21 protein-coding genes and 1 pseudogene are annotated in these 22,898 nt (G+C 71.4%); 13 read left to right on the top strand and 9 right to left on the bottom strand.

Features of this window, described 5'->3' with window-relative positions:
• Together ACZ7L5_RS41040 and ACZ7L5_RS41045 are read left to right on the top strand one after the other, a co-directional pair.
• The gene (locus ACZ7L5_RS41040) at positions 1-624 is read left to right on the top strand and encodes a TetR/AcrR family transcriptional regulator (protein WP_471523701.1); all 624 of its coding nucleotides are present in this window, start codon (positions 1-3) and stop codon (positions 622-624) included.
• 51 nt (positions 625-675) lie between these two features.
• Entirely contained in the window at positions 676-2,679 is a 2,004-nt protein-coding gene (locus ACZ7L5_RS41045; RefSeq protein ID WP_471523703.1) for a HelD family protein, read from the top strand.
• 34 nt (positions 2,680-2,713) lie between these two features.
• Here the strand turns inward: ACZ7L5_RS41045 and ACZ7L5_RS41050 are convergent, their stop codons facing one another.
• The gene (locus ACZ7L5_RS41050) at positions 2,714-3,553 is read right to left on the bottom strand and encodes a nitroreductase/quinone reductase family protein (protein ID WP_471523705.1); all 840 of its coding nucleotides are present in this window, start codon (positions 3,551-3,553) and stop codon (positions 2,714-2,716) included.
• 204 nt (positions 3,554-3,757) lie between these two features.
• Between ACZ7L5_RS41050 and ACZ7L5_RS41055 the strand changes: the two genes are divergently transcribed.
• On the top strand, positions 3,758-4,318 hold the full coding sequence (locus tag ACZ7L5_RS41055; protein ID WP_471523707.1) for an HAD domain-containing protein: 561 nt from the start codon (positions 3,758-3,760) through the stop codon (positions 4,316-4,318).
• Here ACZ7L5_RS41055 and ACZ7L5_RS41060 read toward each other — a convergent pair.
• The gene (locus ACZ7L5_RS41060; protein WP_471523709.1) at positions 4,272-5,162 is read right to left on the bottom strand and encodes an NAD(P)-dependent oxidoreductase; all 891 of its coding nucleotides are present in this window, start codon (positions 5,160-5,162) and stop codon (positions 4,272-4,274) included. The two genes, ACZ7L5_RS41055 and ACZ7L5_RS41060, sit on opposite strands and share 47 nt — an antisense overlap.
• A gap of 125 nt (positions 5,163-5,287) precedes the next feature.
• Positions 5,288-6,223 carry an NAD-dependent epimerase/dehydratase family protein gene (locus tag ACZ7L5_RS41065; RefSeq protein WP_471523711.1) on the bottom strand — a complete coding sequence of 312 codons (936 nt, stop codon included), beginning with the start codon at positions 6,221-6,223 and terminating at the stop codon, positions 5,288-5,290.
• Positions 6,224-6,375: 152 nt separating this feature from the next.
• Here ACZ7L5_RS41065 and ACZ7L5_RS41070 point away from each other — a divergent pair, with 152 nt between their 5' ends.
• On the top strand, positions 6,376-7,593 hold the full coding sequence (locus ACZ7L5_RS41070) for an MFS transporter (RefSeq protein ID WP_471523713.1): 1,218 nt from the start codon (positions 6,376-6,378) through the stop codon (positions 7,591-7,593).
• On the opposite strand, the gene ACZ7L5_RS41075 is transcribed toward ACZ7L5_RS41070, so the two are convergent.
• Entirely contained in the window at positions 7,588-8,448 is an 861-nt protein-coding gene (locus ACZ7L5_RS41075; RefSeq protein ID WP_471523715.1) for a GNAT family N-acetyltransferase, read from the bottom strand. The two genes, ACZ7L5_RS41070 and ACZ7L5_RS41075, sit on opposite strands and share 6 nt — an antisense overlap.
• 131 nt (positions 8,449-8,579) lie before the next feature.
• On the opposite strand from ACZ7L5_RS41075, the gene ACZ7L5_RS41080 reads away from it, so the two are divergent.
• The 4 genes from ACZ7L5_RS41080 to ACZ7L5_RS41095 all read left to right on the top strand — a co-directional run bounded on the left by ACZ7L5_RS41080 (position 8,580) and on the right by ACZ7L5_RS41095 (position 11,110).
• Positions 8,580-8,954, top strand: coding sequence for a VOC family protein (locus ACZ7L5_RS41080; RefSeq protein WP_471523717.1), 375 nt, complete (start codon positions 8,580-8,582; stop codon positions 8,952-8,954).
• Between the two features lie 226 nt (positions 8,955-9,180).
• Complete coding sequence (locus tag ACZ7L5_RS41085; protein WP_471523719.1) at positions 9,181-9,867, top strand: helix-turn-helix domain-containing protein; 687 nt, start codon at positions 9,181-9,183, stop codon at positions 9,865-9,867.
• A 73-nt stretch (positions 9,868-9,940) separates the two neighbouring features.
• The gene (locus ACZ7L5_RS41090; protein WP_471523720.1) at positions 9,941-10,633 is read left to right on the top strand and encodes a hypothetical protein; all 693 of its coding nucleotides are present in this window, start codon (positions 9,941-9,943) and stop codon (positions 10,631-10,633) included.
• A gap of 141 nt (positions 10,634-10,774) precedes the next feature.
• Entirely contained in the window at positions 10,775-11,110 is a 336-nt protein-coding gene (locus ACZ7L5_RS41095; protein ID WP_328884405.1) for a DUF2516 family protein, read from the top strand.
• A gap of 169 nt (positions 11,111-11,279) precedes the next feature.
• On the opposite strand, the gene ACZ7L5_RS41100 is transcribed toward ACZ7L5_RS41095, so the two are convergent.
• From ACZ7L5_RS41100 to ACZ7L5_RS41110, 3 genes are all read right to left on the bottom strand, one after another.
• Complete coding sequence (locus ACZ7L5_RS41100; protein WP_471523722.1) at positions 11,280-12,581, bottom strand: PP2C family protein-serine/threonine phosphatase; 1,302 nt, start codon at positions 12,579-12,581, stop codon at positions 11,280-11,282.
• A gap of 355 nt (positions 12,582-12,936) precedes the next feature.
• Positions 12,937-14,019, bottom strand: coding sequence for a C40 family peptidase (locus tag ACZ7L5_RS41105; RefSeq protein WP_471523724.1), 1,083 nt, complete (start codon positions 14,017-14,019; stop codon positions 12,937-12,939).
• A 276-nt stretch (positions 14,020-14,295) separates the two neighbouring features.
• Complete coding sequence (locus tag ACZ7L5_RS41110) at positions 14,296-15,132, bottom strand: class I SAM-dependent methyltransferase (protein ID WP_471523726.1); 837 nt, start codon at positions 15,130-15,132, stop codon at positions 14,296-14,298.
• Positions 15,133-15,545: 413 nt separating this feature from the next.
• Here ACZ7L5_RS41110 and mshA point away from each other — a divergent pair, with 413 nt between their 5' ends.
• From mshA to ACZ7L5_RS41125, 3 genes are all read left to right on the top strand, one after another.
• Positions 15,546-16,883 (top strand): D-inositol-3-phosphate glycosyltransferase, encoded by a 1,338-nt coding sequence (gene mshA / locus ACZ7L5_RS41115; protein ID WP_471523728.1) that lies wholly within the window; start codon positions 15,546-15,548, stop codon positions 16,881-16,883.
• On the top strand, positions 16,876-17,376 hold the full coding sequence (locus ACZ7L5_RS41120; protein ID WP_328880800.1) for a type III secretion system chaperone family protein: 501 nt from the start codon (positions 16,876-16,878) through the stop codon (positions 17,374-17,376). The genes mshA and ACZ7L5_RS41120 overlap by 8 nt, the downstream gene beginning before the upstream one ends.
• Positions 17,377-17,581: 205 nt before the next feature.
• On the top strand, positions 17,582-19,279 hold the full coding sequence (locus tag ACZ7L5_RS41125; protein ID WP_471523730.1) for a glycosyl hydrolase family 28-related protein: 1,698 nt from the start codon (positions 17,582-17,584) through the stop codon (positions 19,277-19,279).
• On the opposite strand, the pseudogene ACZ7L5_RS41130 reads toward ACZ7L5_RS41125, so the two are convergent.
• Positions 19,258-20,065: pseudogene (locus tag ACZ7L5_RS41130) on the bottom strand (helix-turn-helix transcriptional regulator). The gene ACZ7L5_RS41125 and the pseudogene ACZ7L5_RS41130 overlap by 22 nt on opposite strands.
• A gap of 49 nt (positions 20,066-20,114) precedes the next feature.
• On the opposite strand from ACZ7L5_RS41130, the gene ACZ7L5_RS41135 reads away from it, so the two are divergent.
• Complete coding sequence (locus ACZ7L5_RS41135; protein ID WP_471523732.1) at positions 20,115-20,558, top strand: DUF2000 family protein; 444 nt, start codon at positions 20,115-20,117, stop codon at positions 20,556-20,558.
• Positions 20,559-20,637: 79 nt separating this feature from the next.
• Here ACZ7L5_RS41135 and ACZ7L5_RS41140 read toward each other — a convergent pair whose 3' ends face one another.
• The gene (locus tag ACZ7L5_RS41140) at positions 20,638-21,900 is read right to left on the bottom strand and encodes an MDR family MFS transporter (protein ID WP_471523734.1); all 1,263 of its coding nucleotides are present in this window, start codon (positions 21,898-21,900) and stop codon (positions 20,638-20,640) included.
• 182 nt (positions 21,901-22,082) lie between these two features.
• Here ACZ7L5_RS41140 and ACZ7L5_RS41145 point away from each other — a divergent pair, with 182 nt between their 5' ends.
• Complete coding sequence (locus ACZ7L5_RS41145) at positions 22,083-22,844, top strand: phosphoglyceromutase (RefSeq protein WP_328880805.1); 762 nt, start codon at positions 22,083-22,085, stop codon at positions 22,842-22,844.
• Positions 22,845-22,898: the final 54 nt, after the last annotated feature.

The following is a 22,898-nucleotide window of genomic DNA, read 5'->3' on the forward strand; positions in this document are numbered from 1 at the left end:
ATGAGCGAGACCGGCCTGCGTGAGCGCAAGAAGCAGCGGATGTATCAAACCGTCTCCGACACCGCCGTCCGCCTCTTCCTCGAGAAGGGCTTCGACGCCGTCTCCGTGGCCGAGGTGGCCGCTGCCGCGGAGATCTCCAAGCCGACGTTGTTCCGGTACTTCCCGGCGAAGGAGGACCTCGTCCTGTACCGGTTCGCCGATCATGAGGGCGACGCCGCGCGGATCGTGCGGCAGGGGGGCGCCTCACCCGTCGAGGCGTTGCGGCGGCACTTTCTCGACGGGCTGGAGCGGTGTGATCCCATCACGGGGCTCAACGATCATCCCGAGGTGCTCGCGTATCAGTCGCTGCTGTACGGGACACCCGCGCTGGCCGCAGGCCTGTACGGGTATCTGGAGCGTTCGGAGGCCGCGCTCGCCGAGGCGCTCGGTGGGGGGCTGGACGGACGGCTGGCCGCCGGGCAGATCGTGGCCGTGCAGCGGATTCTCGCGCAGGAGAACTGGCGGCGGATCGCGGCGGGGGAGCGGGCGGCCGATGTGCGGGGGGATGCGGTGGCGGCGGCCGAGCGGGCGTTCGGGCTGTTGGAGGCGGGGTTGCCTGCCGTGGTTCGCCGTGGCGACAACTGAGGCTCGGTAAAAAATTTAACTCGGTCACGTTATTTCGGTACGCTTCTCGGAATGACGTCACTGCATCACGAGCTCGCCCGCGAACGCGCCCACCACGACCGCTGCCGAACCGCCCTCGCCGCCATGGTCGACGGCGCCCAGGAGCACGTCGTCACCGCCGAGGACGTCTCCGCCTCCGGTGCCGACGCCGAGGTGCTCGGGTACCGGCTGCGCAGCCGGGCGAAGGCGATGCGGGAGCTGCCCGAAGGGCCCTTGTTCTTCGGGCGGTTGGACGCCGACCGGCAGGCGCTGCACATCGGGCGGATGCGGATCAGCGAGGACGTCGCCGCCCCGCCCCTCGTCGTCGACTGGCGGGCTCCCGTGTCCCGCGCCTTCTACCAGGCCGGCGCGCACGACCCGCAGGGCGTCGCCGTACGACGGCGGTTCGGCTGGGCACCCGGGAGCCGCGGCGACTCCGCCGACCTCACCGGCCTGGAGGACGAGCACCTCGACCGGGGTGAGTCGCGGGTCAGTGACATCGTCGCCCGGGAGATCGAACGGCCCCGCGTCGGGCCCATGCGGGACATCGCGGCCACCATCCAGCCCGAGCAGGACGATCTCGTACGAGGCGACCTCACCGTCTCCCTGTGTGTGCAGGGCGCTCCCGGCACCGGCAAGACCGCCGTCGGCCTGCACCGCGCCGCGTACCTGCTCTACACCCACCCGCAGCGCATCCGGCGTGGCGGCCTGCTGATCCTCGGGCCCAACCCGACCTTCCTGTCGTACATCGCCGAGGTGCTGCCCGCCCTCGGCGAGACCGGCGTACGGCAGTCCACGCTGCGGGACGAGATCGCCCGGCATCCCGTCACCGGTGTGGACGACGACAGGGGCGCCGTGCTCAAGCACGACGTCCGGATGGCGGAGGTGCTGCGGCGGGCCCTGTACGCGCGCGTGGGCGGACCGACCCGCGTCGAACCCCTCGTGCTGACCGACGGCTCGTACCGGTGGCGGGTCCCGGAGGACGAGTTGCTGCGGATCGTCGCGGGGGTGCGGGCCGAGGAGCCGCCGTACGGCGTCGGGCGGGAGCGGGTGCGTACCCGGGTGGTGCGGCGCATCCAGGAGCAGGCCGAGCGGCGGGCCGGGCCGCGGAGCAACGCCTGGGTGCAGCGGATCTCGCGGGCGCGGGCGGTCGGCGCGTACGTCGACGCCGTATGGCCGCGGGTGCGGCCCGAGGAGGTCGTGGCCCAACTGCTCGGCGAACCAGGAGGGTTGAGGGAAGCCGCCGACGGTCTGCTGGACGCCGACGAGCAGAAGGCGCTGCTGTGGGCGAAGCCGCCGCGGTCGTGGAAGTCGGCCCGCTGGTCGGCCGCCGATCTGGTGCTCCTGGACGAGGTGGCGGGGCTCGTCGAGCATCCGAAGGGGTACGGCCATGTCGTCGTCGACGAGGCTCAGGATCTGTCGCCGATGGAGTGCCGGGCGATCGCGCGGCGGGCGGTCTTCGGGTCGGTGACCGTGCTCGGGGATCTGGCACAGGGGACGACGCCGTGGGCGGCGCGGTCGTGGGAGAGCGTGCTGGGGCAGCTGGGGAAGTCGGACGCGGTGGTCGTACCGCTCACGACCGGGTTCCGGGTGCCCGGGGCGGTCCTGGCGCTGGCCAACCGGCTGCTGGAGCGGCTGGACGTGGAGGTGCCGGCGGCCCGCTCGCTGCGGGGGGACGGGGAACTGCGGTTCCGGCAGGCCGGCGGCGACCTGCTCGGGGCGGTCGTGGGGGCCGTGCGGGATGCGCTGGGCCGGGAGGGGTCCGTCGGGGTCGTCGCGGCCGACGCGGACGCCGGCCGGGTGCGGGAGGCGCTGGGGGCGGCCGGAATCGAGGCGGGGGGTGCGGACGAGCTGGGCGCGCGGGTGACCGTCGTACCGGCGAGTGTGGTGAAGGGGCTGGAGTACGACCATGTCGTCGCGGTGGAGCCGGCGGCGATCGTGGCGGCGGAGGAGCGGGGGCTGCAGCGGCTGTATGTGGTGGTGACGCGGGCGGTGGCGGGGCTGGAGGTGGTGCACGGGAGGCCGTTGCCCTTTTGAGGGCGCCGACGTGCGGGTGGCCTCCCGTGCAGCCTTACGCGGCGTCCAGGATCGGGAGCAACTGCTCCTCCTCGTACGTCAGATGTGCCTCCAGCTCGGCCGTCAGCCGCTCCACCTCGCCGCGGGCGGTGGCCGGGTCCGGGTGGTCGGCGGTCACGGCGTGGCGCAGGTCCTCGACGAGGGCGGCGATGCGCTCGTGCTCCTCCCCGAGGCGGGCCAGGGTGGGGGCGAACGCGGGGTGCCGGTCGGCCAGGAACGGGAACAGGGCCACGTCCTCGCCCGTGTGGTGGTTGTGCAGGCCGGCGCAGAAGGTCAGGCAGTTCACGCGGAGCTGGGCGCCCAGGGTGGCGCCACCCTGGGCCATCTCCTCGCGGATCAGGGCGAGTTCGCGGCGGAAGGCGTCATGGACGACCTTGATGGCCTCGCCCATGGAGGAGGCGTTGATGTTCGGGGGGCCGTCCTGGGCGATCTCGTACAGGGCGACCACGGGGATCACCCGCCGCGTCTTCTCCTGGTACTCCGCCCACCCCGGATCCGCCTCCACGGCCCGCGCGAAGGCCTCGTCACGTTCCACGCCGTCGAGTACGACCGCCTGCGCCTCGTAGGTGAACGCGCCGCTCTCGACGGTGACTTGAGGGTTCGCGAGGAGGTTGTGGAACCACGCCGGGTGGCTGGGGGCGCCGCCGGCCGAGGCGATGACCAGGACGCGGTCGGCACCGTCGGGGAGGTAGCCGACGGGGGTGGTGTGCGGGCGGCCGGTGCGGGCGCCGGTGGTGGTGAGGAGGATCAGTCGGGCGCCCTCGAAGTAGCCGCCGACGCGGCCCTTGTTGGCGCGGAACTCGTCGATGACCTGCTGATTGAAGTCGTTGGGCATTCTCTCTCTTTCTCTGTCGCTGGATTTCCGTCGCTGGATTTCGTACGGATGGAAGGCGAAGAGAAAGAGGCGGGCTCCTGGCCCGCCGCCGCAGCCTCACTCAGAGGCCGGGCAACACCCAACTCGATCACGGCACAAGGCCGACCCGGCAGTCATACAGCTGACAGTAGCGCAGCACCCCGGCCTGGGTAGATCCTTTTTCTGATGCTTCTCTTCCTGGACGTCGACGGAACGCTGATCCCCTTCGGGGCGGACCGGCCGTACCAGCAGTACGAGCCGGTCCGCGTCCTGCCGCAGAGCGCCGAGCACCCCCTCCTCGCCCGAATCGACCCGGCACTCGGCGCCCGTCTGACGCGGCTCGCCGTCCTCGGCTGCGAGCTGGTGTGGGCCACGACCTGGCTGGACGACGCGAACACCGCCATCGCCCCGTGGCTGGGCCTGCCCCCGCTGCCCGTGATGGACTGGCCGGACCAGGACGACGAGCCCGGCTCCGACGCCGGCCCCGGTTGCGAGCTCGGCCGGCCCCGTGGCCTGCACTGGAAGACGCGGCCCCTGGTGTCCTGGGCCGCCGGACGCCCGTTCCTCTGGGTCGACGACGAGATCACCGACACCGACCGGGCCTGGGTGGCCGCCCACCATCGCGCGCCCGCCCTCCTTCACCGCGTCGACCACCGCTACGGGCTCACCGAACGGGACTTCGACGTACTGGAGAGATGGGTCATCCCGCCTGGGAGCGGCGCCCCAGCAGCTCGGCGACCCGGATGAAGCCGTCCGTGCCGTGCCCGAGCCCGACGACCCGGCGGGCCTGACCCTCGGCCGCGCGCATGACGCCCGCGTCGATGCCGTGGGACTCGGAGGCCTGGACGATGTGGGCCATGGAGGAGACGGCGGACGTGATCGGATTGAGTTCGCCGGAGTGGATGCCGTCGTCGACGTCGCCCGCGAGCTCCTCGAACGACGGCGGGAGGATGTCGCCGATGCCCCGCGCGAAGGGGGCCAGCTCCCGCGCGGTGATGCCCTCGGCCCGCGCCACGGCCAGGGCGTGCGCGTAGCCCGACATGGCCGTCCAGAAGATGTCGAGCAGGGCGATGTCGTAGGCGGCGGCCCGGCCGATGTCCTCGCCCAGGTGGGTGTGGGTGCCGCCGAGCACGTCCAGGACGGGCCGGTGCTCGCGGTAGAGGTTCTCGGGGCCGCTGTGCAGGAACACCGCGTCGGACGTCCCGATGGTCGTGGCCGGCGTCATGATCGCGCCGTCCAGATAGCGGATGCCGTGCGCGGCCGCCCATGCGGCCGTGTCCCGGGCGCGGGCCGGGGTGTCGGCGGTCAGGTTGACGACCGTGCGGCCCTTGAGGGCGCCGGTCACGGCGTCCTGCCGCAGGACGGCGTCGGCGGCGTCGTAGTTCACCACGCAGACGACGACCAGCTCACTCGCGCCGACCGCCTCCGCCGCCGACAGCGCCCCGGCCGCCCCACGCCCGAGCAGCTCCGAGTCCCGGCCCGGCGTGCGGTTCCACACGGTGGTTCGCAGACCGCCGGCCAGGAAGGCGCCGGCCAGGGCCCGTCCCATCGGCCCCAGACCGAGCACGGTGACGGCGGACGATACGGGCATGGACGTATCCACGATGGAGCTCCCTTGAGGAAGAGGAACGGGGAAGTCGATCACCTGCCTCCAGGGTCGGACGGCTGCGGAGCGCTGCCAAGTACGTACAAAAAAGTGCGTATCGACGCCCGCGGCTACGACCGCGCCAGCTCCTCCCGGAACCCCTGGCGCCACGAGGGATAGCGCGGCTCCCAGCCGAGCTCCCGCCTGGCCTTGGCGTTGGAGAACCCGCGCCCCTCCGTCATCATCAGCACCGCCACCTCGCCGGCCAGCAGCCGCGCCAGCCACTTCGGCACCCGCAGCGGAGGCTTCGCACCCGCGCAGGCGGCCAGATACGGCAGCCATTCACTGGCCGGGGCCGGTTCGTCGTCGACGATGTTGAACACGCCCCGCGCCCGCTGCTCCACGGCCAGTACGGTGGCGCTCGCCGCGTCGTCGAGATGCACCCACGAGCAGTAGCCGGTGCCGCCCCCGACCAGCGGGAACTGCCGCTTGCGTACGAGTTCGACCTGGTCGTCGGTGGCGCCCGGGCCGTAGAACCCGCCGTAGCGCAGGACCGTCCCGTCGGCCTTGAGGACGACGTCCTGGATGTGGCGGATGCCCTCCGCGAGCGCGTGCAGCCTGCCCGTCTCCACGGGCAGCGGGTCCTCCTCGGTCTTCACCCAGCCGCCCTCGCGGATGCCGTTCCAGATGGCGGCGCTCTGCGCGACGAAGTGGGGGACGCCGGTCGCCTCGGCGGCGGCCAGCAGGTGGTCGGTTCCCTCGGTGCGCAGGCGGTTGGTGGCGGCGAACCATCGGTCGAAGTGCTTGATGTCCGGCTTGCCGGAGTGCGGCATGGAGATCGCCGTCATCTGGTGCACGATCACGTCCGGCCGCGCCGCAGCCACCGCCTCGCCGACCGACACGGCGTCGAGCCCGTCCATCACGACCCCGTCCGCGCCCATCTCCTTCAGCAGACCCAGCTTGGCCGCGCTCGTCGTCGTGGCCGTCACCTGATGCCCCCGCTCCACGAGCAGCGGCACCAGCCGCCGCCCGATGACCCCGGTCCCACCTGCCACGAACACCCGCATGACACTCACCGTCCCGATTCCGGAATACGTCTACGAAACCTTGGACGAGCCGGCCGCGCGTTCTGTGACACGGAGGCCGACAGGAGCCGGTGTTCACCTCCGTGGCCGGTTCAGGACGGGTATCGGCGTCGGCCGCCGTAGGGTGCCGGGCCGTGACGGTGACTCCGACCCGGGCGCCCCTGTGGCGCGACCCCCAGTTCGTCCGGCTCGCCTGCGCACGGGTCGTTTCCGTGCTGGGCAACGGTTTCGCGCGGGTGGCGCTGGCGTTCGCGGTGCTCGCGCTGCCGGGCTCCGGTGCGGGGCGGCTGTCACTGGTGGTGGCCTGCCAGGCGTTGCCGCAGCTGGTGTTCATCCTGGCCGGCGGGGTGATCGCGGACCGTATGCCGCGGTCGAGGCTGATGGTCCTGGCCGATGCACTGGGGGCGGGGGCCTACGCGGGACTGGCCGCCATGGTGCTGACCGGGCACGCACCGCTGGTGGCGATGTGTCTGCTCGCGGTGGCGGCCGGCACGGCGACAGCCCTGTTCGCCCCGGCGATGGACGGCCTCGTACCGCTGATCGTGCCCGCGGATCGTCTGCAGCGGGCCAACGGGCTGCTGCGGATGGGCACCAACAGCTCCCTGCTGCTGGGCCTGGCGCTGTCCGGGGTGACCGTGGCACTGGTGGGCGCCGGCTGGGCACTCGCGATCAACGCGGCGTCCTTCGTCGTCAGCGCCGCGCTGATCGCCCCGCTGCGGGTGGCCGCGCGGCCACGCAAAAGGGCGTCGGGCTGGGCCGATCTGCGAGAGGGGTGGCAGGAGTTCGCCTCCCGGCAGTGGCTGTGGGTCGTCGTCTCCCAGTACGCCGTCGTCGTCGCCGCGCTCAACGCCAATGTCGGCGTTCTCGGCCCTTTGTCGGCCGAGCAGCACCTCGGCGGGGCACGGGCGTGGTCGGTGATCGTGGGAGCCCAGGCCGTGGGCACCATCGCCGGCGCGGGACTCGCGGCCCGCGTGCGCGTGAAACGCCCCATCCTGGTCGGCGTGCTGTGCACATTTCCGGCCGCCCTGCCGATCGCCCTGCTCAGCGCCCGGGCCCCGGTATGGCTGATCGCCGCGGCCATGTTCGGCGCCGGGGTCGCAAGTGATGTCTTCGGTGTGCTGTGGGCCACCACCATCCAGCGAGAAATCCCGGAACGGGCGCTGTCCCGCGTCAGTTCCTACGACTGGTTCGGCTCCCTGGCCTTCGCCCCGCTCGGCCTGCTCGTCGCCGGCCCCGTCGCGGCGGCCGTGGGCACCGGCCCGGCGCTGGCGGGCTGCGCGGCCCTGATCGTCCTGGCCACCACGGCCGCCCTGCTGTCACCGCAGGTACGCACGCTCCGCACCTCGTCATGAGAAGTCGTACGCGCTCCAGTCGGTGAGCGTGCGGTAGCCGAGGCGCTGGTAGAGGGCGTTGCTCGTGGGGTTGGACAGGTCCGCGAACAGTACGACGTCCTTCGCGCCCGCGGTCAGCGCGGCCCGGCTCACCGCCGCCGTCACGGCGCCCGCGTAGCCGTGACCGCGCAGGTCGGCCGGGGTGTAGACGATGTCCACCTGGATCTGGCCGCCGATCAAGGGGTTCAGGCCCGCGATGGAGACGGGAGTGCCGTCCGGGGTCTCCCAGAGTGTGTAGCGCTTGTCGGCGAAGCGCGTGCCTGCCCAGGAGTCGGCCTCGATGGAGACGACTTCCCCGACGGCCTTGGCGAACTCGCCGCACCAGAACATGACTTGTTCCAGGTCCTGCTCGCCCAGGACACGGGCCCGGCCCGTCGGCATCGGCTCCGGTGGCGTGAGCGTGCCGAGGCGGTACAGACGCAGCCGCGTGTCGCGGAGCTTCGCCGTCGCCCCGGTGTGCCGCTGCCAGGCCTCGGCGAAAGCGGTGGCGGTGCCGTGGTCGGCGTTGACGGAGGGCAGGGGGTGCCCGCGGGCGGCCAGGCGGGCGGCGAGGGAGTCGGCCTGCTCGGGTGAGAGCGGGGAGAGGCCCATTCCGCGGGGCGGGAGGTGATGGAAGGTCGCGCGGACCTCGCCCGCCTGCTCCAGCAGGCCGAAGACGGGGGCCTCGGTGCCGAAGGCGTTTGCCCCGCGCGTCCGCACCCTCTCGGCCCACGTCGACTGCATGACGTGCGGGCCGGGCCGCGAGCGCAGGAAGCCTCCGGCTCGGGCGAGGAAGTCGTCGACGTCTTCGGTCAGGTGCCAGCCATCCGGTCGCATGCTTCATGATTCCGCATGCCCGCGGGTGTGCCCCGTGGGTTTCGGCCAGGCGGTGCCCGCTGCCCGACGGGCGGCAGATGCCGTTCTGGGATCTTCATTGCGGAAGTCCGCCGGGCGGCCCCGGAGGTGTCATGCCCCTGCGGATGGAGTCGAGCGCGATCACACTCGACTGCCCTGATCCGCTGGCTCTGGCGGCGTTCTATCAGCAGGCCACGGGCCTCGAACCCCACCCGAAGTCGGACGCCGACTTCGCCGGTCTCAACCGTGAGGACGGACTCTGCATCGGCTTCCAACGGGTCGACGGTTACCGGGCTCCGCGCTGGCCTGACCAGACCGTCCCCCAGCAGCTTCACATCTGCTTCAAGGTCGAGGAGGACTTGGCGGAGGCCGAGGCTCGGCTGTTGGAACTGGGCGCGGGCAAGCCGGACCACCAGCCTCACGATGCCGCCAGGGCGCGGGTTCTCACCGATCCGGCCGGGCATCCCTTCTGCATCGTCAGCAGCTGACTGGGGGTTGAGGAGAGCCTCGATCTCTCCGCCTGCGCCCGCAAGGGCCTCGCGCACATCCACCTGGGGCCTCCGGCGGGACGTCGACCGGCCATCGCGCCGGACAGGGCCGCCGGGAACGGGCATCGACGGCGGTATGGCCCATCTGAGTGGCCGTCACGTGGTGTGGCGCACTTTTGCAAGCAGGTGCTTGCAATAGTTAGCGAGGGTGGGGCAAGGTGGAGGCATGGCATCGCTCAACGTCGGCAATCTCGGTGAGTACCTGCGCGACCAGCGGCGCAATGCGCAGCTGTCGTTGCGGCAACTCGCCGATGCCGCCGGGGTGTCCAATCCGTATCTGAGCCAGATCGAGCGCGGGCTGCGCAAGCCGAGCGCGGAGGTGCTGCAGCAGGTCGCCAAGGCCCTGCGGATCTCCGCCGAGACGCTGTATGTGCGGGCCGGCATCCTCGACGCCGAGCGGGACCGGGACGAGGTGGAGACGCGCGCCGTCATCATCGCCGATCCCACGCTGAACGAGCGGCAGAAGCAGGTGCTGCTCCAGATCTACGAATCCTTCCGCAAGGAGAACGGGTTCGGGATACCCCCCGAGGCGGACGAGATCGACGAGGCACATGTGGCCGCCGAGGTGATCGAGGCGGTCGAAGCGGTCGAACCGGCCCAGGCCGTCTCGACGGACCACGGTCCGGTGGACTCCCGGCAGAGCGACGGCCAGGGCGACGACGGCGACGACGCGGCGGACGCTCAGGGCAGTGACGCCGCCGTACGCCGCCGCCGTAAGACCCGCACGGACGGCAGCAATGCCAAGGCCGGCGGCCGTAAGCCCGCCGCGCGCCGTACCCGCACGACCTCTACGTCCGACGGCAGCGACGCCGACCCGGAGAACCCGAACAACCCCCGGCAGTCGGCCGGCTGACCACGCACACCGGCAGGCCGACCGCGGGACCCAAAACCCTCACCTGAAAAGCAACCCGGGAGGACCACCCACCATGGCCATCACCGACGACCTGCGTAAGACCCTCAGCGACCCGACCCCGCTCTACTTCGCCGCCGGCACCGCCGACCTCGCCCTCCAGCAGGCCCGGAAGGTACCCAGCCTGGTGGAGCAGCTGCGCTCCCAGGCGCCGGCCAGGTTCGAGGCCGTTCGCAACACCGACCCGAAGGCCGTCCAGGACAAGGCCACCGCCCGCGCCAAGGAGGCAGGTGCCAAGGCCAAGGAGGCGCAGGAGAGCCTCCAGACCAAGGTCAACGAGTTCGTCAGCAGCCTGGACGCCGACTTCAAGAAGTTCGGCAGCAACCTGGACGCGGACGTCAAGAAGCTCGGCACCAGCCTCGACGCCGACCTGAAGAAGTTCGGCGAGAGCGCCCAGGACTTCGCGCTGCGCACCATCGGTGTCGCCGCCGAGTACGCCGTGAAGGCCCGCGAGGCCTACGAGAAGGTCGCCGAGCACGGCGAGCAGACCGTGAAGACCTGGCGTGGCGAGGCCGCCGAGGAGATCGAGGAGCTCGCCATCGCCGTCGAGCCGAAGGCCGAGCCGGTCGAGGTCAAGGAGGACAAGGCCGAGGCCAAGCCCGCCCAGACCCAGCCGGTCGCCGAGGCCGCGTCGGCGAAGAAGCCCGCCGCCAAGAAGGCTCCGGCGCGCAAGCCCGTCGCCAAGAAGACGACGCCGCCCGCCAAGTAACACGGACAGGTGAAAAGGGGCCGCAGAACACGGGTCGGGCACTTACGGAGTGCTCGGCCCGTTGTTCGGGTAGCCGGCTTGCGGTTGCGGGTACGGTGAGCGCGTAGGTAAGAGCCGAGTCGGGTGGTGGACGTTGTGCTGATGCAGGGCTTCGCGGGGTTCATGTGGCTGCTGAGTATGGCCCTGATCCTTTTCAGCGGCTTCGCACTGATCGATGCGGCCACTCGCCGCGAGGACGCCTACCGCGCGGCGGACAAGAAGACCAAGCCGTTCTGGCTGCTCATCCTCGGGCTCGCCTTCGTGGTGAACCTGATCTTCAACATCCTGTCGTTCCTGCCGATCATCGGCCTCATCGCGACGATCGTGTACATGGTGGACGTACGCCCCGCGATCAAGAGCCTGCCCGGCGGCGGCCGCAGCAGAAGGGGCGGCTCCAGCAGCGACGGCCCCTACGGCCCGTGGAACGGCGGCCGCTGATCAACACCCCGAGCGGCAGCGCCCCGTAAGGGGCGGGGCCGTATCGATGTGCGGCGCCGCCGCGAGGGCGCGACCAGCCACCACACACCAGCAGTCGGCGGACGTCAGAGCCGGGATCGCGCCCCGCCCTCGCGTGCCCCGCCTTCGCTCACCCGCGACGCGCGCCCGCTCACACCGTCCGGTCGAGCAACAGCACAGCCACGTCGTCCGCCAGCTCGCCCCCATTGAGGTTCCGGACCTCATTGACGGCGGCCCGCAGCAACGCCTCCCCGCGCAGCCCCTCCGAGAGCTGCCGCCGCACCATCTCCACCATCCCGTCCTGGCCCAGCCGCTCCCGGCCCTCGCCGATCCGGCCCTCGATGAGGCCGTCGGTGTAGAGCATCAGGCTCCACTCCGCCCCCAACTCCACCTGCATCCGAGGCCACCGGGCCCCGGGCAGCAGCCCGAGAGCGGGCCCGTTGTTGTCGTACGGCAGCAGCCGCGCAGCCCGCCCGGGCCGGGCGAGCAGGGGAGACGGGTGACCCGCCAGGCACAGCCCGGCACGCCGGCCGTCCGGCGCGATATCCACCGTGCACAGCGTCGCGAAGATCTCGTCGTCGGCCCGCTCATGCTCCAGGACCTGCTGCAGCGTGCCCAGCAGCTCGTCCCCGCACAGCCCCGCCAGCGTCAGCGCCCGCCAGGCGATCCGCAGCTCCACACCGAGCGCGGCCTCGTCGGGCCCATGGCCGCAGACGTCGCCGATCATGGCGTGCACCGTGCCGTCCGCGGTGCGCACGACGTCGTAGAAGTCACCGCCGAGCAGGGCGCGTGACCGCCCCGGGCGGTAGCGCGCGGCGAACCGCAGCGACGAGCCCTCCAGCAGCGGCGTCGGCAGCAGACCGCGCTCCAGACGGCGGTTCTCCTGGGCCCGCAGACGGCCTTCGGCCAGTCGGCGCTCGGCCGTGTCGGAACGTTTCCTCTCCACCGCGTACCGGATCGCCCGGCTCAGCAGTCGGGCGTCCAGCTCGTCCCGGAAGAGGTAGTCCTGCGCACCGACGCGCACGGCCTCTGCGCCGCGCTCGGCGTCACCGGACGCGGTGAGCGCGAGGACGGCGTGCCGAGGCGCGAGCTCCAGTACGTGCTTGAGCACACCCAGCTCGTCCTCCTCGTCGGTCCGGCCGGGCGCGGGCAGCGCGAGGTCCAGCAGGATGCAGTGGACGTCGTCGGTGAGCAGCCGTCCGGCCTCGGTGAGGTTGCGGGCGGTGCGCACGCGGATCGGCTTGCCGGCCGCGTCGAGCATCTCGGGCACGACCGTGGAGCCACCGGGATCGTCCTCGATCAGCAGCAGCGTGAGATTGGTGTGGGTGTTGTTCTCGACCTTTGATTCCTTACGCGGAGCCTCTTCCATGGAGGAGCCGCCTGGGGATGCGGCCGGCGCCTGACCACTCTCCACGGCCGGGATCGCTCTCTGCCGCGGTATGGGTACGGGCATCGTCTTGACTTCCTTCCCTCCCCCCGAGGGCATGGTGCGAACGAGGGACCTCGATCCACCGACGGGGACCATAGCGGTTGTCGGCGCCGCAGCGGAATGGTGTGGGGCACGCCGTATGGAAGCTGGCCACTGTCATATGCCGCGTTCCGTACCGCAGTTGGACAGGGTGGCCGAGGGGCGGGGATGACGAAGGTCACGTCGATGCACGGTTTGGCGCCGGCCCCACGTGGAGTGGGTCACGTGGTGCGGGTCACGAGTCCCCGGTCACAAGTCCCCTGGGGTGCCTGCCATAAGCGCCCATATCCACCCGCAGGGCCGACCAGTACGTCCCAGACATCACAAGTCGCCCCAATGCCTACGCATCAGGCCGAACCACCCCGAGGATCGGCATCGTGCCGGCCCCCGCGACCGTCACCGTCCGCCCGGGGCGCGGGGCGTGGACGATCGCGCCGTCGCCGACGTACATGGCGACATGGCTGGCGTCGGCGTTGTAGATGATGAGGTCGCCGGGGCGCATGTCCTTGATGTCGATGCGCTTGAGCTGCTTCCACTGCTCCTGCGAGGTCCGCGGAATACCGCGCCCGGCGCTGGCCCAGGCCTGTGACGTCAGGCCCGAACAGTCGTACGTCTTGGGCCCCTCGGCACCCCATTCGTACGGTTTGCCCAACTGGGCCGTGGCGTACTCAAGCGCCTCCCGGCCCTTTTTGGAGGCCTTGCCCTTGATGTCCTTCAGGATGCCGGAGTCCAGCCAGGCGGTCTGGGCCTTGTAGGCGGCCTGCTCCTCCAGCTCGGCGAGGCGTTCCTTTTCCTCCTCCTCCAGCTGGGATTCGAGGTCTTCGGCGGCCGCGATCTGCTTCTTGATCTTCTTCTTGGCGGCGGCCTTGGCCTTGCGCCCCGCCTCCAGTTTCTGCCACTGGGCGGAGGCGTCCTTGGCGTACTGCTCCAAGTCCTGCTGGGTGCGGGTCATTTCCGCGAGCAGCCCCTTGGTCGCGCGCTGGCCCTGCAGCACCCGGCCGGTGCCGTCGAGGAACGCCTGCGGGTCGTCGCTGAGCATCAGGTGCGCCTCGTCGGGCAGCCCGCCGGAGCGGTACTGGGCGGCGGCCGCGGCGCCCGCGCGCTTCCTCAGCTCGGCGAGCTTCTCCTGACCTTTGACGATCTTCTTCGCCAGGGAGACGATCTCGGCGGACTGCTTCTCGGCCGCCTCCTCGGCGGCGTTGTACTCGTCGGTGGCGACGGCCGCGTCGTGGTAGAGCTTCTCCAGCTTCTTGCGAACGGCCTCAAGGTCCTTGTTCGACACGGTGGCCGGCGTCGACGAGGAGGGAGACGTGCTCGGAGTGGGTGAGGGTGCCGCGAAGGCCGTGCCTGGTGCCGCGAGTACGGTGACCGCACAGACGACGGTCACAGCCGCTGCGATCAGGCCGCGCTTGCCCGAACCCATACCACTACCCCCAAACTGATGTCCCGTCAGTAACATAGAACGTCCGGGGGATCGTGCCACGACGACGCGCAAAGTGACAGAGGTCTGCTTCCCCCCGTTCCCTCCTCGTCACGCCGATCTCCCCGCCTTTGTGACGAACAACTCCCGGAGATCGTTCCACCCCCGGTGTGGTGAGTCAGGGGGAGTTGGGGGGCGGGAGCGCGCAGAGTCGTAGGCCCGCAGTCCGCCGGCGCGGAAACGCAAGCCCGCAGACGCATGGTCAGTCAGCGGCCCGAATCAGCCCCCGGCGCCAACGCCCGCCGCCGGCGCCAACGCCTCCCACCGCACCGTCACTTCCCCCTGCCGCCACCGCGCCGGCCCGTCCGTCACCGGCCAGTCGGCCGTGAGGTCCCGCACCGCGCGGATCCACCGCTGGCGTGCCCCGTACGAGGCGTAGGGCGCTGCGGCCGCCCAGGCGCGGTCGAAGTCGCGCAGGAAGGCATGGACCGGTTCGCCGGGGACGTTGCGATGGATCAGTGCCTTCGGCAGCCGCTCGGCGAGGTCCGACGGCCGCTCCAGCGAGCCCAGCCGGGTAGCGAAGGTCACCGTCCGCGGCCCCTCCGGCCCGAGCGCGACCCACACATGCCGGCGCCCGATCTCGTCGCAGGTCCCCTCCACAAGCAGTCCGCCACGCGTCCCCGTCACCGGATCGGCCGGCGCGAGCCGTGCACACAGCCGCTCCCACACCCCGGCGACCTGGTCCTCCTCGTACTGCCGCAGCACATTGGCGGCGCGCACGAGCAGAGGCCGCTGTACGACCGGGATCTCGAACCCGCCGTGCCGAAAGACCAGCCCCTCCCGCTCATACGGCTTCGCGGCCGCGACCCTCGCCGGCTCGATCTCCACGCCGACCACACGCGCGCGTGGCGCGACGGAACGCAGCCGGCCGAGCAGCTCCACGGCCGTCCAGGGAGCAGCGCCGTACCCGAGGTCGACCGCGACGGCATCCCCGGCCCGCCGCAGCTCCGCGCCGTGCGTGACGGCGATCCAGCGATCCATACGGCGCAGCCGATTCGGATTCGTGGTCCCGCGCGTAACGGTGCCCACGGGGCGGGCGGAGGCGCGGGATGTCATGCATACGAGGGTAAGTGGCCGCCATCAGGCGGAACGCCACCCGCATTGGCGCAACGGCGAGCAGGGGATGTGCCGGGGGGTGTCCGCCCGCAGCGGCGGGCGTCAGGAGACAGCCCCTCTTGCCCGACGGCAACCGCCCGACCGAGGACGCAGCCCCGGGCACGGCCCCGACCCACAACGCACTCGCAGGCCCGACGCGAACCCCCACCAACCGCCACAGGCATCCGCACCAGCCACCCCCACGCACCAGCCACCCCCACGCACCCGGACCCCGAACAGTTGAGCGACACCCGGTAATGCCTCGGCAAAAACCACCCCACCAGGAATGGGAACCCCTCCCTCCGGCGTTGCACCGCCTTGGAGGGCGCTCGCACCCTCCAGCAGGCATGCCCGTAGCCAAGGAGGAACGCCACGTGAGCCAGTACGTCAGCAGGCTCAGGCACCGCTCCCCGGCGGCCCCCTCACGACTCAGGCTCCACCGCCGCCCCCGCCGCGTCGCCATGCTCTCCGTGCACACCTCCCCGCTCCACCAGCCCGGCACCGGCGACGCCGGCGGCATGAACGTCTACATCGTCGAGCTCGCGCAGCGCCTCGCCGCGATCAACATCGAGGTGGAGATCTTCACGCGCACGACGGCCACGGACCTCCCGCCCACCGTCGAGCTCGCCCCCGGCGTCCTGGTCCGCCACATCGACGCGGGCCCCTACGAGGGACTCAACAAGGAGGACCTCCCCGCCCAGCTGTGCGCCTTCACGCACGGTGTGATGCAGGCCTGGGCCGGCCACCGCCCCGGCTACTACGACCTGGTCCACTCCCACTACTGGCTCTCGGGCCACGTCGGCTGGCTCGCCGCCCAGCGCTGGGGCGCCCCCCTGGTGCACGCCATGCACACCATGGCCAAGGTCAAGAATGCCAACCTGGCCGACGGCGACACCCCTGAGCCCGCCGCCCGCGTCATCGGCGAGACCCAGATCGTCACGGCCGCCGACCGCCTGATCGCCAACACGGCCGAGGAGGCCGACGAACTCGTACGGCACTACGCCGCCGACCCCGACAAGGTCGCCGTCGTGCACCCCGGCGTGAACCTCACCCGTTTCTCGCCCGCCGACGGCCGAGCCGCAGCCCGCGCCCGCCTGGGTCTCCCGCAGGACGCCCTGATCCCGCTGTTCGCGGGCCGCATCCAGCCCCTCAAGGCCCCGGACATCCTCCTGCGAGCCGTGGCCGTGCTCCTGGACGAGCACCCCGAGCTGCGCTCCCGCATCCTCGTCCCGATCGTCGGCGGCCCCAGCGGCAGCGGCATGGCCAAGCCCGAGGGCCTGCAGAAGCTGGCCGCACGCCTGGGCATCGCGGACGTCGTACGGTTCCGTCCCCCCGTCGGCCAGGAACAGCTCGCGGACTGGTTCCGGGCGGCATCGCTGCTGGTCATGCCGTCGTACAGCGAATCGTTCGGCCTGGTGGCCATCGAGGCACAGGCGGCCGGCACACCCGTGCTGGCGGCCGCGGTGGGCGGTCTGCCGGTGGCGGTCAGGGACGGCCGTACCGGCTTCCTGGTCCAGGGCCACGACCCCGCCGAGTACGCGCACGTGCTGCGCGCCTTCGCCGACGACCCGCACCTGTCCCCGCGGATGGGTGAGGCCGCCGCCCGGCACGCCCAGTCCTTCGGCTGGGACACCTCGGCGGCCGCCACGGCGGACGTCTACACGGCAGCGACCCAGGCCTACCGGCGTCGCGTACGCTCCCACCATGGCTGACGTACAGAAGGCATCGCAGGTCGTCGAGGCAGCCCTGAAGGACGCCGACCTGGAGTGGGAGACCCCCACTCCCGGCACCTACGTCGTCAAGCTCCCCGGCACCCGCAAGCTCTCGACGACCGTCTCCCTGATCGTCGGCCGCCACTCCCTGTCGCTCAACGCCTTCGTCATCCGCCACCCCGACGAGAACGAGCCCGGCGTCCACCGCTGGCTCCTGGAGCGCAACCTCAAGCTCTACGGCGTGAGTTACGCCGTCGACCCGCTCGGCGACATCTACGTCACGGCCAAACTGCCGCTCGCCGCCATCACCCCCGACGAGATCGACCGCCTCCTCGGCCAGGTCCTGGAGGCTGCGGACGGCGCCTTCAACACCCTCCTGGAGCTGGGCTTCGCGTCCGCGATCCGTAAGGAGTACGAGTGGCGGGTCGCACGCGGCGAGTCGACTCGGAACCTGGACGCGTTCACACATCTGACCCAGCGCCCGACGGACTGACGCAGCGCCCGACGGACTGACGCAGCGCCCGACGAGCTGACACCGCGGTCGGCTGCGACCGGCTGAGCCCGTCGCAAAGGTCCGCACCAACTCGCCCCGCACGACCCCTTCCCACCCCGAAGGGGCCCGTGGCATGCTCGCGGCCACCGCACTTCTGAACGTCGTTCACATCCATGAAGAGCCGCATGGAAGGGCGTACGGACGCATGGGCAATGCGCATCTCACCAGACGGACCCTGCTCATCGGGACCACGGCCGTGGCGCTCGGCGCGACGACCGATACCGCGACCGCCGGGACGACCGGCACCGCGACCGGAACCGCACGGCCGGCCGCAGCCACCGCAGAAGTCCCGCCCCTCTGGCGCGAGTTCACCCGCGCCCCCCTCACCCACCCCCAGATCCCCTACATCGGCAGGGCCGGCCACCGCGGCGGAGCGCGCCGCCTCCCCCGCCCCCGAGTCGTCGCCGACGTACGCGACTTCGGTGCCGTGGCGGACGGCACGACCGACTCCGCCCCCGCGATCAACCGTGCCATCGCCGCCGCCGGAAAGGCCGGCGGTGGCACGGTCACCATCCCGCCCGGCACGTTCCGCATCGACGACGTGATCCGCATCGGCCACTCGAACGTGGTCCTCCGCGGCGCCGGCAGCGGGCGTACGACGCTGCTCGCGACGAAGAGCCTCACCGAACTGATCGGCGTCTACGGCTCCCGCTACGGCGGCGACAAGTCGTCCTGGTCCTGGGCGGGCGGCCTCATCTGGCTCGCCCCGACGGCCCGTTGGGACTCCCTGGTCGCGGCCATCAGGGCGAAGGCCTGGCCCTTCGAGGGCTGGACGGGCAACCGGCGCGACGAGTGGCGCCCGCTGACGAGGGTCGAGCCGGCGCGGCAGGGCGACCTGACCGTCACGGTCAAGGATCCGTCGGCACTCCGCCCCGGCGCCCTGGTCCTCCTCCGCCTGGCCGACGACGCCGCCCACACCCTGCTGGAGCACATGTGCGGCGGCGGCCCGGGCCCCGAGGCGTACACCTGGGACGACAAGACGAAGCTGACGTCGTACGTCCCCTATGAATGGCCGGTCCGCGTCACCCGCGTCCACGGCCGCAGGGTCACGCTCGAACGCCCGCTCCCGCTCGACGTACGCCCGGAGTGGGATCCACAACTGACCACCCATGTACAGGAGTTGGCGGGGTCGGGCGTCGAGGGGCTCACCCTGGAGGCGACCGAGACCCCCCAGCAACCCCACCTCCTCGACAAGGGCCACAACGGGGTCGTCTTCCAGTGCGCCTACGACTGCTGGGCGGACGACGTGACCGTCCGCCACGTCGACAACGGCTTCGGCCTGGTGGCCGCCTCCGCCTGCACGCTCAGGCACACGCGCGTGGCGGGCCGCGGCAGCCACCACCCCTACTTCTGCCGCGAGGGCTCGCACGACAACCTGATCGAGGACTTCACGATCGAGGCCCGCACGACCCCGGCCCCCTCCGGCACCCAGTTGCACGGCATCAACGTGGAGGGCCTGTCCTCCCACAACGTCTGGTCACGCGGCGACATGCGGATGGGCACGTTCGACAGCCACCGGGGCCTGCCCTTCGCCAACGTCCGCACCGACATCACCGTCCACAACGACGGCCGCCACGGCGGCGACGCGAGCGCGGGCCCGCTGTTCGGAGCGCGGTTCACGCACTGGAACGTCCGGGTGACCAACGGCCGCGCGGGCATGATCCGCCTCGACGGCCTGGCGCCGTACTCCGCCACCGTCGGCCTGAACGAGGTCAGGGAGTTCGACCAGATCGACGTACCCGACTTCGCGGGCGACCTGCACTCCCGACTGGAGCTGTACGGCACCGCGGACGCCGTACGCCCGCGCAACCTGTACGACGCTCAGCGCGAGCTGCTGCGATAGCGCCCCGGCGGGACGCCCACCAGCTTCCGGAAGTGCCGGGTGAGATGGGACTGGTCGTAGAACCCGGTCGCGGCGGCGACATCGGCCGGCGACCCCCCCCTCCAGCAGCATCCGGCGGGCACGGTCGACGCGGCGGGACATCAGGTACTGGTGCGGGGCGATGCCGTACGCGCTGCTGAACGACCGTACGAGATGGGCGGGATGAGCCTGGACGAGTACGGCGGCCTCGTCGAGGGCGATGCCCTGGACGACGCGTTCGTCGAGGAGTTCACGCAGCCGGCGGGCGAGGGCGGGGTCGCGCCGCGGGATGTCCGCCGTGGTCCTCGGCCGCAGGTGGGCGCGCAGCCGGTCGCCGATGAGGGTGAGCCTGCTGTCCGCCTCCAGCTCGTCGCCGGCCTGCGCGAGGGCGGCGTGCAACTGGCCGACGCGCAGCCGCAGGACGGGGTCGCGCAGGTCGGGGGAGTCCACGGCCGGCCCGATCAGGTCGTCCCCCAGCCGGGTGCCGTCCAGGTACAGGACCCGCTTGCGGAAACCGTGCGGGGTGGCGGGGGAGCCGTTGTGGGGGACGTGCGGCGGGAGGAGGGACACCGTGTCGTGCGGGGTGCCGTGCTCATGCCGGTCGAGGTCGTAGCGCACGGCTCCGTCGTCGACGATGAGCAGCGTCCACGCCTCGTGCACGTGCATCGGGTACGCGTACTCGGTGAAGTGCGCGTGGAAGACCTCGGTGACGCCCGGAACGGAGGGGCGCCACGCGGAGACCTCCTGGCGATCCCGTGCGGCGGCCATGCAAAGAACGTACAAGACTCCGGTGGACGGCGGCCGCCAGTCTCGCCCTATGAACGACACGAGCACGAGCACCCCGGAACCCGTCCGCTTCGACACCAAGATCGCCGTCCTGCTGCGCGAGGACCTGGAGACCTGGCAGCGGCTGAACGTCACGGCGTTCCTGGTCAGCGGCCTGGGGACGCAGCTTCCCGAGGTGGTCGGCGAGCCGTACGAGAACGCGGACGGCGTTCCCTACCTGCCGATGTTCCGCCAGCCGGTCCTGGTCTTCGAGGGCACCAAGGAGACCCTGACGGCGGCCCACACCCGCGCCCTCTCCCGCTCCCTCCCGCGCGCGCTCTTCACCTCCGACCTCTTCACGACGGGCAACGACCGCGACAACCGGGCGGCGGTACGGGCGGTGCCGACGGGCGAGCTGGATCTGGTGGGTCTGGCGGTGTACGGGCCGAGGAACGCGGTGGACAAGGTGGTCAAGGGGGCGCGGATGCATCCGTGAGGCTGCGAGGCATTCCCGGGCCGCCGTGCGCATCGCCGCGCCGCCGCCCCCATCGCCGACGTTCCGCGTGGCCGGCTACTCAAGCGGCCGGGCTGACCTCCGGCTTCGCGTCGGCCGGGTTGCCGGCGGTGGCCGGTTCGTCCGCGGCCAGGCGGCGCATCAGGGTGCCGTATCCGATCGCCGCCGCCGTCCCGACGACCGCGCACAGCCCCCACAGCCACGCGGCGCCGAAGCGGTCGATGACGAGGCCGGACATCAGGGGAGCGACCAGGGCCGCCACCGACCAGGACAGGGTGTACATGCCCTGGTAGCGCCCGCGTCCCTGGGCGGGGGAGAGGCGGACGACGAGGCCGGTCTGGGTGGGCGCGTTCAGCATCTCGCCCAGCGTCCACACGCACACCGTCAGCGCGAAGACGCCGACCGACCCGGCGAAGGCGGTGAGGCCGAAGCCGTACCCGGCGAGAAGGGACGAGACGATGAGGATCCGCCCGGTGTCCCGGCGTTCGATGAACCGGGTGACCGGGATCTGCAGCGCGACGATCAGGACACCGTTGACGGCGATGGCGAAGCCGTAGTCGGCGGGGGAGAACCCGGCTTCGCCCATGGCCACCGGCAGTCCCACCGAGCCCTGCTGGAAGATCAGGGCGACGAGGAAGGACAGTCCGACGACGCCCATGAAGCGCCGGTCGCGCAGTACGGTCCCGAGCCGCACCTCGTCCTCACCCGCCGTCTCCGACTTCGTGCGCTCGGGCCGCGACTCCGGGAGCTTGACGAACACCACGACCGCGCAGACGGCCGTCATCCCCGCCTCGATCAGGAACCCGGCGAGGTAGCTGACCTCGGCGATGAACCCGGCGGCCATGGAGGAGACCGCGAACCCGAGGTTGATGGCCCAGTAGTTGAGGGAGAAGGCGCGCACCCGGTCCTCGGGCCGGACGATGTCGGCCATCATCGCCTGCACCGCGGGGCGGGAGGCGTTGGAGGCGGCACCGACGACGAACGCCACGGCGGCGATGGCCACGGGGTGGTGCACGAACCCGAGCACGGCCACGGAGACGGCGGTGGACGCCTGGGCGACGAGGAGGGTGGGCCGCCGCCCGAGCCGGTCGGTCATGACCCCGGCCCCGATCGACGAGACGACCCCGCCGAGACCGTGCAGCGCGGCCACGAGACCGGCGTACGTGGCGGAGTAGCCGCGGTCGAGGGTGAGGTACAGGGCCATGAAGGTGGCGACGAACGCCCCGAGCCGGTTGACCAGCGTGCTCGTCCACAGCCACCAGAACTCGCGGGGGAGCCCGGAGACGGTCTCCCGGGTGGCACGTCTCAGGGCGGCGAGTGGCATAGGGGGTCCCCCGGATGTACCCGGATGCGCGCGACACGCAGCCGGATGTAAGTGGCTCAGCAGGTATCCGCAACTTACAAGCACGCCTGCCGAAGGGACCATTGAATTAACAGATCCCGTCAACCGTCCGCTCCTCGGGCGCGGGGAGCACCCGGCCAAAGCCGTGGATTACGCTCGGACGCATGGCCGACGCACCGTACAAGCTGATCCTCCTCCGCCACGGCGAGAGCGAATGGAACGCGAAGAACCTGTTCACCGGCTGGGTGGACGTCAACCTCAACGAGAAGGGCGAGAAGGAGGCAGTCCGCGGTGGCGAGCTCCTGAAGGACGCCGATCTCCTCCCCGACGTGGTCCACACGTCCCTCCAGAAGCGGGCGATCCGCACGGCCCAGCTGGCGCTGGAGTCGGCCGACCGCCACTGGATCCCGGTCCACCGCAGCTGGCGCCTGAACGAGCGCCACTACGGCGCCCTCCAGGGCAAGGACAAGGCCCAGACCCTCGCCGAGTTCGGCGAGGAGCAGTTCATGCTGTGGCGCCGCTCCTACGACACCCCGCCGCCGCCGCTCGACGACAACTCGGAGTTCTCACAGGCGTCGGACCCCCGCTACGCGACGATCCCCCCGGAGCTGCGCCCCCGCACGGAGTGCCTGAAGGACGTCGTCGTCCGCATGCTCCCGTACTGGTACGACGGCATCGTCCCCGACCTCCTGACCGGCCGCACGGTCCTGGTCGCCGCCCACGGCAACTCGCTGCGCGCCCTGGTCAAGCACCTCGACGGCATCTCCGACGCCGACATCGCGGGCCTGAACATCCCGACGGGCATCCCGCTGTACTACGAACTCGACGCCGACTTCAACCCGGTGACGCCGGGCGGCAAGTACCTGGACCCGGAGGCCGCTGCGGCGGCCATCGAGGCGGTCAAGAACCAGGGCAAGAAGAAGTAGGGTTTGTGATCATGCCCCTGAGCTGCGCATACGGCGCGACTCGGGGGCATTTTC

Source organism: Streptomyces sp. NPDC107528 (genome assembly GCF_055639295.1).

Coding starts and splice junctions, on each gene's coding strand:
- ACZ7L5_RS41045 (WP_471523703.1), top strand. CDS start 676: ATGACGTCACTGCATCACGAGCTCGCCCGCGAACGCGCCCACCACGAC.
- ACZ7L5_RS41090 (WP_471523720.1), top strand. CDS start 9,941: ATGGCCATCACCGACGACCTGCGTAAGACCCTCAGCGACCCGACCCCG.
- ACZ7L5_RS41040 (WP_471523701.1), top strand. CDS start 1: ATGAGCGAGACCGGCCTGCGTGAGCGCAAGAAGCAGCGGATGTATCAA.
- ACZ7L5_RS41060 (WP_471523709.1), bottom strand. CDS start 5,162: ATGCCCGTATCGTCCGCCGTCACCGTGCTCGGTCTGGGGCCGATGGGA.
- ACZ7L5_RS41105 (WP_471523724.1), bottom strand. CDS start 14,019: ATGGGTTCGGGCAAGCGCGGCCTGATCGCAGCGGCTGTGACCGTCGTC.
- ACZ7L5_RS41095 (WP_328884405.1), top strand. CDS start 10,775: ATGCAGGGCTTCGCGGGGTTCATGTGGCTGCTGAGTATGGCCCTGATC.
- ACZ7L5_RS41145 (WP_328880805.1), top strand. CDS start 22,083: ATGGCCGACGCACCGTACAAGCTGATCCTCCTCCGCCACGGCGAGAGC.
- ACZ7L5_RS41110 (WP_471523726.1), bottom strand. CDS start 15,132: ATGACATCCCGCGCCTCCGCCCGCCCCGTGGGCACCGTTACGCGCGGG.
- ACZ7L5_RS41100 (WP_471523722.1), bottom strand. CDS start 12,581: ATGCCCGTACCCATACCGCGGCAGAGAGCGATCCCGGCCGTGGAGAGT.
- ACZ7L5_RS41065 (WP_471523711.1), bottom strand. CDS start 6,223: ATGCGGGTGTTCGTGGCAGGTGGGACCGGGGTCATCGGGCGGCGGCTG.
- ACZ7L5_RS41075 (WP_471523715.1), bottom strand. CDS start 8,448: ATGCGACCGGATGGCTGGCACCTGACCGAAGACGTCGACGACTTCCTC.
- ACZ7L5_RS41125 (WP_471523730.1), top strand. CDS start 17,582: ATGGGCAATGCGCATCTCACCAGACGGACCCTGCTCATCGGGACCACG.
- ACZ7L5_RS41135 (WP_471523732.1), top strand. CDS start 20,115: ATGAACGACACGAGCACGAGCACCCCGGAACCCGTCCGCTTCGACACC.
- ACZ7L5_RS41120 (WP_328880800.1), top strand. CDS start 16,876: ATGGCTGACGTACAGAAGGCATCGCAGGTCGTCGAGGCAGCCCTGAAG.
- ACZ7L5_RS41055 (WP_471523707.1), top strand. CDS start 3,758: ATGCTTCTCTTCCTGGACGTCGACGGAACGCTGATCCCCTTCGGGGCG.
- ACZ7L5_RS41050 (WP_471523705.1), bottom strand. CDS start 3,553: ATGCCCAACGACTTCAATCAGCAGGTCATCGACGAGTTCCGCGCCAAC.
- ACZ7L5_RS41085 (WP_471523719.1), top strand. CDS start 9,181: ATGGCATCGCTCAACGTCGGCAATCTCGGTGAGTACCTGCGCGACCAG.
- ACZ7L5_RS41140 (WP_471523734.1), bottom strand. CDS start 21,900: ATGCCACTCGCCGCCCTGAGACGTGCCACCCGGGAGACCGTCTCCGGG.
- ACZ7L5_RS41080 (WP_471523717.1), top strand. CDS start 8,580: ATGCCCCTGCGGATGGAGTCGAGCGCGATCACACTCGACTGCCCTGAT.